This is a genomic window from Cryobacterium sp. TMT2-10 (genome assembly GCF_004403075.1).
In the GTDB taxonomy this organism is placed as follows: domain Bacteria; phylum Actinomycetota; class Actinomycetes; order Actinomycetales; family Microbacteriaceae; genus Cryobacterium; species Cryobacterium shii.
Map to the genome: position 1 here is coordinate 1 of NZ_SOGW01000013.1, position 13,228 is coordinate 13,228.

Consider the following 13,228-nt stretch of genomic DNA (forward strand, 5'->3'; position numbering starts at 1 on the left):
CGGGTGAGAGTGCCCGTTCCGGTCGAGAGTGACCGTGCTACCGGGCACTCTCGACCGGAACAGGCACACTCCGGGCGGCCCGGGTGCCTCCGGGGCCGGCCCGGCCCGGGAGGGGGCGCCGTCGCGGCGCACCCTGTGCCCGCCGGCGCACGGTAAATCCTGCGCCCGCGAGCACAACCTGCGCCCCGACAACGACAACGGGGGAGGGACGGCGCCCGGCCGGCCTCGGCGCGCAAGACCACGGCCACCGGGACCAGAATGTCTTCGTGGGGGAGCCTGCTCGTGAAGTCGCGGCTACGCCGCCGCTGCCGCCTGCGCCACATCCGTCTGCCAGGTGCACGCAGAGGGCTGCCGGCATGCGAACCATCCGGCGAGAGTGCCCATTCCGGTCGAGAGTGACCGCGCTACCGGCCACTCTCGACCGGAACAGGCACAGCCGTTGGGCCCTGGGGGAGAGTGTCTCGTTGCGCAGACCGGGGTGGGAAGGACAGCGCCGGACCTGAGTCAGTCACAACAACCAATACGGCCACCTCTCGGGGTGGCCAATTGGCGTTAAGTTACGATTGAAGAGTCTGTCGAAATGACAGGCACAATTACACAGGAGACACAGTGAGCCCCACAGGATCGCACGATAACGAATCACGCGACGGCGGACGCGACGAACGTCGCTCCGGCGGTTACCAGGGCCGGTCGGATCGACCGCGGCAGGACGGCGATCGTCCTCCGTACCGGGGGAACTCCGAGCGCCCCACCGGTGGTGGCGAGCGTGCCCCCTACCGTGGGAACTCCGATCGTCCGCAGCGTGATGGCGAGCGTCCTCCTTACCGTGGTAACTCCGACCGCCCGTCCGCGGGCGGCTACCGTGGCAACTCCGAGCGCCCCACCGGTGGCGGCGAGCGTGCCCCCTATCGTGGCAATTCTGATCGTCCGCAGCGCGATGGTGAGCGTCCTCCCTACCGTGGCAACTCCGAGCGCCCCACCGGAGGCGGCGAGCGTGCCCCCTATCGTGGCAATTCTGATCGTCCGCAGCGCGATGGTGAGCGTCCTCCGTACCGTGGGAACTCNGAGCGTGCCCCCTATCGTGGCAATTCTGATCGTCCGCAGCGCGATGGTGAGCGTCCTCCCTACCGTGGCAACTCCGAGCGCCCCACCGGTGGCGGCGAGCGTCCTCCTTACCGTGGTAACTCCGAGCGTCCGTCCACGGGTGGGTACCGTGGCAACTCCGAGCGCCCCACCGGTGGCGGCGAGCGTGCCCCCTACCGTGGAAACTCCGAGCGTCCCAGCAGCGGCGGCGAGCGTCCTCCTTACCGTGGTAACTCCGATCGCCCGTCCACGGGCGGCTACCGTGGCAATTCCGAGCGCCCCACCGGCGGCGACGAGCGTGCCCCCTACCGCGGCAATTCTGATCGTCCGCAGCGCGATGGTGAGCGTCCTCCGTACCGTGGGAACTCTGACCGTCCGCAGCGTGATGGCGAGCGTCCTCCGTACCGTGGCCACTCCGACCGGCCCAGTGGCGGCGCGGAGCGCAAGCCGTGGGCGAAGGACGGCGAGCGTCCTGCGTACAACCGTGGCAACTCCGACCGATCCAGCGACCGACCCAGCGGCGGCGCGGAGCGCAAGCCGTGGACCAAGGATGGCGCACGTCCCGAGCGCAGTGACCGCCCCCAGCAGGGCGGCGACAAGCCGTGGACCCAGCGCGGCGGTTCGCCGAACCGCGCCGGTGCACCGCGCGGCGACGCCGGCAAGAAGCTGTGGACCCGCGACGGCGCTCCGGCCCGCGGCGACCGCGATGCGCGCGTCGTCGAAGAGGAGATGACCGAAGAGCAGCGCATGCAGCGCGAGCTCCGCTCCGTGCGGTCTCGTCACGACGACCCGGAACTGCCCGACGACATCACGTCGCAGGATCTGGACCGGATCGCCCGCAATGAACTCAAGACCCTCAGCAAGGACAACGCGGAGGCCGTCGGCCGCCACCTGGCCATGGCCGCGCGCGTCATCGACGAGGATCCGGAACTCGCCCACCGCCACGTGATGTCCGCCGCCCGTCGGGCCGGGCGCATCGCCGTGGTGCGCGAGAGCCTGGCGATCACCGCCTACGCGACCGGCGATTTCGCCCTCGCACTGCGGGAACTCCGCACCTACCGTCGCATCTCCGGCTCGAACGACCAGCTGGCACTGATGGTCGACAGCGAGCGTGGTGTCGGTCGCCCCGACCGGGCGCTGGAGCTGGGACGCTCCGTCGAGCGTTCCTCGCTGCCGGCATCCGTTCAGGTGGCCCTGGCCATCGCAATGTCGGGCGCACGCCTCGACCTCGGCGAGACCGAGGCCGCTCTGAGCGAACTGCAGATCCCGCAGCTGGACCCGAAGACCGCGTACTCCTACAGCGCCGAACTCTTCGCCGCCTACGCCGAGGTTCTGGCCGAGCTCGGCCGTGAAGACGAAGCCGAACTCTGGAACGAGCGGGCCGAACGTGCCGACTCGGCCGTCTCGGGCACGACCGACCTGGATGAAACCATGGAGATCCTCGAGATCGACGAAGAAGACGACGAAGACGAGGAATTCGAGGGAACTGAACTCGGCGACGACGTCAGCGAGAACGACGTTGCCGACAGTGACGACGACGAAGACACCGAAGAGGAAGACGACGACGACCACGAAGACACCGACGACGAGGGCGACTCCGCGTCCGACCCCGACGACGGGGCGGAGCAGGATGCTGAGGCGTCGCCGCGTGCCTGAGCCGGTGACCCCGCTGACCGGCGTCGACGTCGTCCTCGCCGACCTGGACGGTGTGGTCTACACCGGTCCGGGGGCGATCCCGTTCGCCGTGGAGAGCCTGAACCGGGCGGCGGAAACCGCCCGGGTCGGTTACCTCACCAACAACGCGTCCCGCACCGACCGGTCCGTCGCCGCGCACCTGACCGAGCTCGGCCTGCATGCCACGGCGACGGATGTCGTCACCTCGCCCCAGGCCGCCGTGCGGCTGCTCGCGAACGAGGTGCCCGCCGGATCCCGCATCCTCGTCGTCGGGGGAGAGGGGCTCGTCACCGAGGTCGAAAAGGGTGGCTTCGTCGTCACCCGGTCCGCCGACGACGAGCCGGCCGCCGTGATTCAGGGCTTCTCGCCCGAACTCGGCTGGAAGGACCTCGCGGAAGCCGCTTTCGCTCTTCACCCCAACGAGGACGGGGTGCAGATCCCCTGGATCGCCACCAACACCGACTGGACCATCCCGGTCGCCCGGGGGATCGCTCCCGGCAACGGCACGCTCGTCTCCGCGGTGCACACCGCGGTCGGGCGTCTGCCGATCGTGGCCGGCAAACCGGAGGTCGCCATCTTCACGGAGGCGGTCAACCGGTTCCAGGCCGCCCAGCCGCTCTTCATCGGCGATCGCCTCGACACGGACATCCTCGGCGCCAACCGCGCCGGGATCCCGGCCGTACTGGTGCTCACCGGCATCGACAAGGCCAAGCAGGCCCTGGCCGCCGACCCCACCTCCCGGCCGCAGTTCATCCTCAACGATCTGCGCCAGCTGCACGAACCGTACCCGGAGACCGTCTTCTCCAAGGATGGCACCTCCGCCACGGTCGCCGGGGCGACGGTGCGGATCCAGGGCGCCGACGTGCAGATCGTGGCCGAGGGGGATGGCGCCATCAACCTACTCCGCGCCGCCTGCGCCGTGATCTGGGCATCCGGTCGCCCCATCTACGGGCTCAACGTCCCGGAGCGACTGTATCTCGGACGGTAACGTTGAAGTCGTGAAAACAGACGACGTGAACCAGGATTCGACCGCGGACGGGCTGGCCGACGAACTCGTCGGCCAGCTCGCCGCGATCGATGACCAGCCCCTGGAGGAGCGCGCAGCCGCGTACGTGCAGGTGCACGACCGGCTGCGCGACCACCTCGAGGGTGGAGACGTTCCACGATCGACGAACTCATGACCGAGGGACAGATGCCCGACCAATCCCCTGTACCCGACGAGATGCCCGAACCTGAGCCGCAGCGCCTCGACACGGCCCTCGCCGAACGCGGGCTGGCCCGGTCGCGAACCGTGGCCGCGCAGCTGATCGTGGCGGGGCTGGTCACGGTCGACGGCAAACCGGTGGTCAAGGCATCCGTGAAGGTGCGCGAGAACCAGACCATCGAGGTGGCGGCGACCGACCACTACGTCAGCCGCGGTGCCCACAAGCTCATCGCCGCGCTGGACGTCTTCGAGCTGCCGGTGGCCGGCCGCACGGTGCTGGATGCCGGCGCGTCAACGGGCGGTTTCAGCCAGGTGCTGCTCGAACGCGGCGCCGGCCAGGTGATCGCGGTCGACGTCGGGCACGGGCAGCTCGCGCCTCTGCTCGCCAATGAACCGAAGCTGGTGCTCGTCGAGGGTTTCAACCTGCGCTACGCCACCGCCGAGTCCATCGCGGCCGCCTGCGGGGTGCCGCAGCGCGCCGACCTCGTCGTCGGCGACCTCTCGTTCATCTCCCTGACCACCGTTCTGCCCGCGCTGGTGGCCACCGCCCTGCCCGGCGCCGATTTCGTGCTGCTGATCAAGCCGCAGTTCGAGGTCGGCAAGGGCAGCATCCGTGAGGGGGTCGTGCACGATCCGGGCCTCCGGGCCGACGCAATCGCCGGGGTGCTCTGGGCAGCTTGGGACCTGGGCCTCGGCACCCGCGGCCTGATTGCCTCGCCGATCGCCGGTGGGGCCGGGAACCGCGAGTATTTGTGCTGGCTGACCAGCACGGGAGGCAGCAATCCGACAGAATGGATCGAGCAGACGACTGCACTGGTGGGAGTGACGAAATGAGCAAAGCACCCCGCCACTTCCTCGTCGTCGCCCACACCGGGCGCCGGGACTCGCTGGAGGCCGCGGTCACCGTCTGCGAGCAGCTCCTCGCCGCCGGTGCGGCGCCCGTGATGGCCCGCGAGGAGCGGGCCGACCTGCTCGCATCCTGCCCAGAACTCACCGATCGCCTGGCGATCCTGCACGAGAGCGTCGAGACCACCGAACTGGAACTCGCCATCGTGCTCGGCGGCGACGGCACAATCCTGCGCGCCGCCGAGCTCGTGCGCGGCTGCTCCGCTCCCCTCCTCGGCATCAACCTCGGCCACGTCGGCTTCCTGGCCGAGAGCGAACGCGACGACCTCGGCGAGGCCGTGCGCCGCGCCCTGTCCCGCGACTACCTGGTCGAGGAACGCATGGCCCTGGCCGTGCGGGTCAAGCTCGGCGACGACGTGATCTACGAGACCTGGGCGCTGAACGAGGCCACCGTCGAGAAGTCCAGCCGCGAACGGATGCTCGAGGTCGTGATCGAGGTCGACGGCCGGCCGCTCTCTTCCTTCGGCTGCGACGGCGTGGTCATGTCCACGCCGACCGGGTCCACCGCCTACGCCTTCTCGGCCGGCGGCCCGATCGTCTGGCCGACGCTCGACGCCCTCCTGCTCGTGCCGCTCAGCGCGCACGCCCTCTTCGCCCGGCCGCTCGTCGTCGGCCCGGATTCGTCGCTCGCGGTCGAGGTTCTCGCCCGCACCGGCGGGGCCGCGGTGCTCTGCGCGGACGGCCGCCGCGTGCAGGACCTGCCGCCGGGGTCGCGCGTGATCGTTCGCCGTTCGCCCGTCCCGGTGCGCCTGGCCCGGCTGCACGTCGCCCCGTTCACCGACCGCCTGGTCAACAAGTTCAACCTGCCCGTGACGGGCTGGAGAGGCCCGGTCGGCCGTGAATAGGGGTTCCGCATGATCGAGGAACTCGTGATCCGGGATCTCGGCGTGATCCGGGAGGCCACCCTGCCGCTCGGCCCCGGTTTCACCGCCGTAACCGGGGAGACCGGCGCGGGCAAGACCATGGTCGTCACCGCGCTGGGCCTGCTGCTCGGCGACCGGGCCGACCCGGGGCTCGTGCGTCAGGGCCAGACGCAGAGCTGGGTCGAAGGCCGCTGGCTGATCCCCGCCGACGGCGCCGTCGCGCAGCGCGTGCGGGACGCCGGGGGAGACCTCGACGGGCCGGAGCTCCTCCTGAGCCGATCGGTCTCGGCCGAGGGACGCAGCCGGGCCGTCGTGGGCGGCCGCGGCGCTCCCGCGAGTGTGCTCGCCGACCTCGGCGGCGACCTGGTCGTCGTGCACGGGCAGTCCGACCAGGTGCGCCTGCGGTCGGCCGTCGCCCAGCGCGCGGCCCTGGACCGGTTCGCCGGCCCCGACCTCGCCGAGACCCTCGACCTCTTCCAGCTCGCCTACCACCGGTGGCAGGGCAACCAGACCGACCTCGACCGTCTCGTCGACGAGCAGGAGCAGCGCCGGCTGGAAGCCGAAGAGCTGCGCGCCGCCATCGCCGAGGTCGAACTCGTCGCACCGCAACGCGGCGAAGACGACGCGCTCGGCGAACGGGCCGAACGCCTCGGCAACCTCGAAGAACTGCGCCTCGCCGCCGCCCAGGCCCGGGAACTGCTCTCCGCCGAAGAGAACCCCGACGGACTGCCCGACGCCGTCTCCCTGCTGGACTCCGCCCGACGCCGGCTTGAGCGCGCCGGGGAGCACGACCCCGCCCTGCCGCCCCTGGCCGAGGCGCTCGCGAACGCCGGCTTCCTGGTCGCGGACATCGCCGCACAGCTCTCCAGCTACCTCGCCGGCCTCGACGCCGACGGCGCCCGCGAACTCGAGGTCGTGCAGGAACGCCGCGCCGCGCTGACCGCCCTGGCCCGAAAATACGTGGGCGGCCTCGACGAAGCCATCGACTTCCTCGACACCGGCAGCGCCCGGCTGCTCGAACTCGACAGCGACACCGACCGGATCGACGCCCTCCGCGCCGAGACGGACGCCGACCGCGCCGCCATGGACGCCCTCGCCGACCGCCTCACCGCCATCCGCACCACGGCGGCCGCGTCGCTCGGGGCCGCCGTCACCGGCGAACTCGCCGCCCTCGCGATGCCCAATGCCGCCCTCGTCGTCGAGGTCGACAGCCGGGCCGAGATCTCGCTCACCGGGCGCGACCTCGTCAAGATCCTGCTCCGACCCCACGCGGGCGCCGAGCCGCGCAGCCTGGCCCGCGGGGCATCCGGTGGCGAGTTGTCCCGGGTGATGCTCGCGATCGAGGTCGTCATCAACGCCACCGACCCGGTGGCGACCTTCGTCTTCGACGAGGTCGACGCCGGAGTGGGCGGGGCCGCGGCGATCGAGATCGGCCGCCGACTCGCCCGGCTTGCCGAAACCGCGCAGGTGATCGTGGTCACCCACCTGGCGCAGGTCGCCGCCTTCGCCGGCAACCACCTCAGCGTCGTCAAGGACAGCGACGGCTCCGTCACCGCCAGCAGCGTTCGCCAGCTGCAGGGCGACGAACGCGCAGCCGAGATGGCCCGGCTGCTGTCGGGACTGCCCGACTCCGAAAGCGGGCTCGAACACGCGCGCGAACTCATGAACCTTGCCCACTCCAACCGTTAGGCCGAACCCAGGTGATAGAGTCGAAGCCCGTGGTGGAAAATAAAATCTCGGACAATTCAGACAGCTCAGACAGCTCAGCACGCTCTGACGGCTCAGCACGCGACGACACGACCAAGCACATCTTTGTGACCGGTGGTGTCGTTTCTTCGTTGGGCAAGGGCCTGACGGCGGCCAGCCTCGGCAATCTCCTGACGGCCAGCGGTCTCCGCGTCGTCATGCAGAAGCTCGACCCCTATCTCAACGTGGACCCGGGCACGATGAACCCGTTCCAGCACGGCGAGGTCTTCGTGACCGACGACGGCGCCGAAACCGACCTGGACATCGGCCACTACGAGCGGTTCCTCGACATCAACCTCAGCCAGGCGGCGAACGTCACCACCGGCCAGGTCTACTCGCAGGTCATCGCCAAGGAACGCCGCGGCGAATACCTCGGCGACACCGTGCAGGTCATCCCGCACATCACCGACGAGATCAAGCGCCGCATGCGCCTGCAGGCCAGCGACGAGCTGCGCCCCGACGTCATCATCTCCGAAATCGGCGGCACCGTCGGCGACATCGAATCGCAGCCGTTCCTCGAGGCCGCCCGCCAGGTGCGCCACGAGCTCGGCCGCAACAACGTCTTCTTCGTGCACGTGTCGCTGGTGCCGTTCATGGCCGCCGCGGGCGAGCAGAAGACCAAGCCGACTCAGCACTCCGTCGCCGCCCTGCGTTCCATCGGGATCCAGCCGGATGCGCTCGTGCTGCGCAGCGACCGTCCCGTCTCCGACTCGAACAAGCGCAAGATCGCGCTCATGTGCGACGTCGACGAAGACGCCGTGGTCAACGCGATCGACGTGCCCAGCATTTACGAGATCCCGACCATGTTGCACGACCAGGGCCTGGACCGCTACATCACCGACCACCTCGGCCTGCCCGTCACCAACGTCGACTGGACCGGCTGGCAGAAGGTGCTCGACGCCGTGCGCGAGCCCAAGCACGCCGTCACCATCGGCCTGGTCGGCAAGTACATCGACCTGCCCGACGCCTACCTGTCCGTGACCGAGGCGCTGCGCGCCGGCGGTTTCGCCAACCAGACCAAGGTCAACGTCACCTGGATCGCCTCCGACGACTGCGAGACCGAGGAGGGCGCCGCCCGCCTGCTCGGCGAGCTCGACGGCATCTGCGTTCCCGGCGGTTTCGGCGTGCGCGGCATCGAGGGCAAGCTCGGTGCCCTCAAGTTCGCCCGCGAGAACGCGATCCCCGTGCTCGGCCTCTGCCTCGGCCTGCAGTGCATGGTGATCGAGTACGCCCGCAACAAGGCCGGTCTGACCGGCGCCTCCTCCTCCGAGTTCGACGAGGACACCGAGTTCCCCGTGATCGCGACCATGGAGGAGCAGGTCGAGATCATCGCCGGCGGCGACCTGGGCGGCACCATGCGCCTGGGCCTCTACCCGGCCGCCCTGGCCGAGGGATCCATCGTCGCGGAGCTCTACGGTGCCCCCGAGGCGTCCGAGCGCCACCGCCACCGCTACGAGGTCAACAACGCGTTCCGTGGCCAGATCGCGGATGCCGGCCTGTGGTTCTCCGGAACCTCGCCCGACGGCCATCTGGTCGAGTACGTCGAGCTGAAGCGCTCGGAGCACCCGTTCTACGTGGGCACGCAGGCGCACCCGGAGCTGCGCAGCCGGCCCAGCCACGCGCATCCGTTGTTTCGCGGCCTGATCGGCGCCGCCCTGGACCGCCAGCAGTCGAGCCGTCTGTTCGAGGTCGAGGCGGGCGAAGCCGTCGACGATCTCGACGTCCCGGCCGTTGTCTGACGCCGTGACTGAGACCTCGGTCAGCGCCGACAACTCCACCGGATCCGACCCGTCGGCGCTGGCGGACGAGTTCGCGTTCGCGCCGGTCACGGCCACCGAGATCGTCTTCGACGGCAAGGTCTGGGACGTGCGCCGCGACACCTTCGGCTACAACGGCTCGGGCATCATCCGCGAGTACCTGGACCACCCGGGCGCCGTGGCGATCCTCGCCCTCGACGAGCAGGACCGCGTACTCCTGATCAAGCAGTACCGGCATCCGGTGCGCGTGCGGGAGTGGGAACTGCCCGCCGGCCTGCTCGACGAAGCCGGGGAACACCCGCTCGTCGGCGCGCAGCGGGAGCTGGCCGAGGAAGCCGACCTCACGGCGACCCGCTGGGACATGCTCAGCGAGTTCTACACCTCGCCGGGCGGCAGCAACGAGGTCATCCGGATCTACCTGGCCCGCGGCCTGGCGGTCGCCGACGACGTGTTCGCGCGCACCGAGGAGGAAGCCGACATCGAGATCCGCTGGGTTCCCCTTGACGAGTGCGTCGACGCCATCCTGGCGAGCAAGGTGCAGAACCCGTCGCTCGTGATCGGCGCCCTGGCCGCGCACGCCGCCCGGGCCCGCGGGTGGAGCAGCCTCGCGCCGGCGGACACGCCGTGGCCGCGGCATCCGACCAATTGGGACCACGAGGTGTGACCGCCCCGGCGGCTGCGGGCGGGGAGTCGGCTGTGGTGCCGGCAGCGGCTGTGCCTTCGGCTGCGACTGCGGCTGCGCGCTCAGCCGTGGTTCCGGCTGATACTCCGACGGTTGCTCCGGCCGTGGCTTCGGCCATGGATTCCTTTTTGCGGCACGTCGCGGTCGAGCGCGGGCTGAGCGCCAACACCGTCGCCGCGTACCGGCGCGACCTCGTGATCTACGGCCGCTGGCTCGCCGCCGCCGACCTCGCCGCGCTGGCCGGGATCACGGCGCAGCACATCTCCGAGTTCGTGCGGTTCCTGGGTTCCCGGGAGGAGTCGCCGCTGACGGCGGCGTCGATCGCGCGCATCCTGTCGACGGTGCGCGGCTTCCACCGGTTCCTGCTCGAGGAGGGCGTGGTCGAGACGGATGTCGCGCACGAGTCCAAGCCGCCGAAGCTCGGCACCCGGCTGCCCAAGGCCATCTCGGTCGAGCAGGTCACGGCCCTGCTCGCGGCGACCGACGGCGACGAGGTGCAGAACCTGCGCGACAAGGCCCTGCTGGAGCTGCTCTACGCCACCGGCGCACGGGTGTCCGAGGTGGTCAATCTCAACGTGGACGACGTGCTCGAGCCCGACGTCGTGCGCCTGACCGGCAAGGGCAACAAGCAGCGCATCGTGCCCGTCGGCAGCTTCGCGCGCACGGCCCTCGACATCTGGCTGGTTCGGGGGAGGCCCCTGCTGTCGGGGCGAGGCAAGGCCACTCCGGCCCTGTTCCTCGGCCTCCGCGGACAGCGGGTCAGCCGGCAGAATGCATGGCTGATCATCCGTGCCGCCGCCGAGCGGGCCGGATTCGAGGGGCACGTGTCGCCGCACACGCTGCGGCATTCCTTCGCCACCCACCTGCTCGAGGGCGGGGCCGATGTGCGCGTGGTGCAGGAGTTGCTCGGCCATTCCTCGGTCGCCACCACCCAGATCTACACCCTGGTCACCGCCGACACCCTCCGCGACATGTACACGACCGCGCACCCCCGCGCCCGTCCGGTCCCGCCGGTCCCGCCGGTCCCGTCCTCGCCCGTCCCGCCCGTCTCACCTATCCCGCCCTCGGGGCCAGACCCCGCCTAACTGTTCCCGTTCCGGTCGAGAGTGCCCGGTGTAACGGTCACTCTCGACCGGAACGGGAACTATCGCGGCCCCCGTGGGAGCGGCGCAGACCGGGTCAGAGGGCGCGGAGCCCCACGGCCAGGGTGATCGGCTCGCGCTGCCCGCCCGAGTGCACGATGTGCGCGCCGTCGACGGTGAGCTGGCTGGCGTGGCAGCGGAGGGCTGCGGTCACCGTGGCGAGGTGCCGGTCGAGGGCGAACCACTCCGCGTCCGGGGCCGGATCGTGCACGACCTCGGCGAACGGTGCGCTCTCCGCCCGGCAGGCCGCCAGGGTCGCCTCGTGCATGCGTACATGGTCCGGATGCCCGTAGCCGCCGCCGTTGTCGTAGCTGATCACCAGGTCGGGCCGAAGCTGCGCGATCAGCGCGGCCACATCGGCGGCCACCTCCGCCAGCGGCGCCCGCACCAGGGCGTCATCGTCGATGTCGTCGGCGGGCCCGGCGAGCCCGGGGCGGATCCACTTCATGCCCGAGTCACGGTAGACGCGGCGCTGCAGGTGACCGGCCCGCGCGGGACGTTCACCGAGCCGGAACCGCGCAGCGATGCCGAGAGTCTCCGCGGCCCGCCGCAACTCCTGCTCGCGCTCGTGCGTGAGCGCATCCGTGCCCTCGAGCACCGACAGCGGCCCCGGCACGACGTCGCCCTGCTCGCCGCGGGTGGCGGTCAGCAGCGACACCCGGATGCCGCGGGCCACCAGCTCCGCGATCAGAGCGCCGGTCGAAATGGTCTCGTCGTCGGGGTGCGCGTGCACGAACAGCACCGACGCCACCCCGTCCAGAAGGCCCGGCCCGTCAAAATCCGGCCCGCCGAAGCCCGGCCGGTCAAAATCAGCAGCGCCGCCAGCCCCGCTCATGCGCTCAGGAGCGTGTGCCGCCAACCCTCGTCGCCGGGGCCCACGAGCGAACGGTAGACCGCCAGCAGACCCTCCGCCGAGCGCGGCCAGTCCAGGTGCTCCGCCCGCTCCCGGGCGGCCAGGGACAGCCGGCGGGCGAAGGCGGGGTTCGAGAGGATGCCGGTGAGCGCCTCCGCCCACACCTCGGGATCCCGGGAGTCCAGCACCACCCCCGTGTCCCCGTTGACCACGGCCTCACGCAACCCGCCGGCCGCGGCGGCGACGACGGGCACGCCGCTGGCGGCAGCCTCCAGCGCGACCAGGCCGTACGTTTCCGAGTGGGACGGCACCAGCACCACCCGGGCACCGCGCAGCAGCCCGGCCAGGTCGGCGCGGGACTGCGGGCCGACGAAACGCACGCCCGACGCGATCCCGTGGCGGGCCGCGAGGGCCTGCAGCTCGTCGATGTACCCGTCGTAGTCGCTGGAGGCGTCCCCCGCGATCACGAGTTCGGGGCGCAGCTCCGCCGACACGGCCGCGATCGCCTCGATCGCGAGGTCCAGACCCTTGAGCGGCTGCAGGCGCGCGGCGACGACGGCGTAGCCCCGCCCGGCAGGCGAGGAGGCCCCGGCCGGGGAAGTGACCTCGGCAGGGGAAGTGACCCCGGCCGCCGAAGCGACCCCGGTCGGCCGGAACAGCGTCCCGTCGACGCCCGGCAGCACGATCGCAACCCGGTCCGGCGACCCGCCGAGCCGCCGCACGACGGTGTCGGCCTCGGCTTCGCTGATCGCCACGATGGCGTCGGATGTCTGGGCGAGCCAGGCCTCCCCGGCCATCCGGCCCGGGGATTCGGCGCGTTCGCCGGCCGACAGCGGCGTCGACTCGTCCGCGGCGATGCTGTGGAAGCTCTGCACGTGGGGGACACCGCGCAGGCGGGCCAGCGGCAGGGCCGCCATGCCGGAGAACCAGTGGTGCGAGTGGATGACGTCGTACGGTCCCAGCGCGGCCATCCGCACCCGGAACGCGTCGATGAAGCCCTCGTGGTCGCCCTTGGGAACCGGACGGGCCGGGCCGGCGTCGAGGAACCGGAGGGTGACCCCCGGGGTCAGCTGCACGTCGGACAGCTCGGTCGAGGAGCGCCGGGTGAGGATCTCGACCTGGTGCCCGGCGGCGGCGAGGGCCTCGGCCTGGTGCCGCACGACCACGTTCATGCCGCCGGCGTCGCCGGAACCGGGCTCGGCACCCGGCGAGGTGTGCAGGCAGACGAGCGCGATACGGAGAGGCGCAGGGACGGGCGCAGAGAGGTGAGGCACTGTGAAATCTTAACTCACCAGCCTGTGACGCCCCCTGTGCCGGT

At 71.0% G+C, this 13,228-nt stretch carries 11 protein-coding genes; 9 read left to right on the forward strand and 2 right to left on the reverse strand.

Annotation, left to right across the window (positions count from 1 at the left end):
* Positions 1-1,830 precede the first annotated feature (1,830 nt).
* From E3T37_RS17240 to xerD, 9 genes are all read left to right on the forward strand, one after another.
* A complete protein-coding gene (locus tag E3T37_RS17240) occupies positions 1,831-2,739 on the forward strand; it encodes a hypothetical protein (RefSeq protein WP_241994517.1) in 909 nt (302 codons plus the stop codon).
* On the forward strand, positions 2,714-3,745 hold the full coding sequence (locus tag E3T37_RS01185; protein ID WP_134365036.1) for an HAD-IIA family hydrolase: 1,032 nt from the start codon (positions 2,714-2,716) through the stop codon (positions 3,743-3,745). The genes E3T37_RS17240 and E3T37_RS01185 overlap by 26 nt, the downstream gene beginning before the upstream one ends.
* Before the next feature lie 10 nt (positions 3,746-3,755).
* The gene (locus tag E3T37_RS01190; protein ID WP_134365037.1) at positions 3,756-3,938 is read left to right on the forward strand and encodes a hypothetical protein; all 183 of its coding nucleotides are present in this window, start codon (positions 3,756-3,758) and stop codon (positions 3,936-3,938) included.
* A gap of 41 nt (positions 3,939-3,979) precedes the next feature.
* Positions 3,980-4,795 carry a TlyA family RNA methyltransferase gene (locus E3T37_RS01195; RefSeq protein ID WP_134365055.1) on the forward strand — a complete coding sequence of 272 codons (816 nt, stop codon included), beginning with the start codon at positions 3,980-3,982 and terminating at the stop codon, positions 4,793-4,795.
* Entirely contained in the window at positions 4,792-5,712 is a 921-nt protein-coding gene (locus E3T37_RS01200; RefSeq protein WP_134365038.1) for an NAD kinase, read from the forward strand. The genes E3T37_RS01195 and E3T37_RS01200 overlap by 4 nt, the downstream gene beginning before the upstream one ends.
* A 9-nt stretch (positions 5,713-5,721) precedes the next feature.
* Positions 5,722-7,419, forward strand: a complete 1,698-nt coding sequence (recN, locus tag E3T37_RS01205) for a DNA repair protein RecN (protein WP_134365039.1) — start codon at positions 5,722-5,724, stop codon at positions 7,417-7,419.
* A 44-nt stretch (positions 7,420-7,463) separates the two neighbouring features.
* Entirely contained in the window at positions 7,464-9,215 is a 1,752-nt protein-coding gene (locus E3T37_RS01210; protein ID WP_134365056.1) for a CTP synthase, read from the forward strand.
* A gap of 4 nt (positions 9,216-9,219) precedes the next feature.
* Positions 9,220-9,897, forward strand: coding sequence for an NUDIX domain-containing protein (locus E3T37_RS01215; RefSeq protein WP_370261363.1), 678 nt, complete (start codon positions 9,220-9,222; stop codon positions 9,895-9,897).
* A gap of 134 nt (positions 9,898-10,031) precedes the next feature.
* Positions 10,032-11,000: a site-specific tyrosine recombinase XerD gene (gene xerD / locus E3T37_RS01220; protein WP_134365040.1), complete on the forward strand. Its 969-nt coding sequence runs from the start codon at positions 10,032-10,034 to the stop codon at positions 10,998-11,000.
* Positions 11,001-11,094: 94 nt separating this feature from the next.
* Here the strand turns inward: xerD and E3T37_RS01225 are convergent, their stop codons facing one another.
* Both E3T37_RS01225 and E3T37_RS01230 read right to left on the reverse strand, forming a co-directional pair.
* Positions 11,095-11,892: a PIG-L deacetylase family protein gene (locus E3T37_RS01225; RefSeq protein ID WP_134365041.1), complete on the reverse strand. Its 798-nt coding sequence runs from the start codon at positions 11,890-11,892 to the stop codon at positions 11,095-11,097.
* Positions 11,889-13,184 (reverse strand): glycosyltransferase, encoded by a 1,296-nt coding sequence (locus tag E3T37_RS01230; protein ID WP_241994518.1) that lies wholly within the window; start codon positions 13,182-13,184, stop codon positions 11,889-11,891. The genes E3T37_RS01225 and E3T37_RS01230 overlap by 4 nt, the downstream gene beginning before the upstream one ends.
* Positions 13,185-13,228 lie beyond the last annotated feature (44 nt).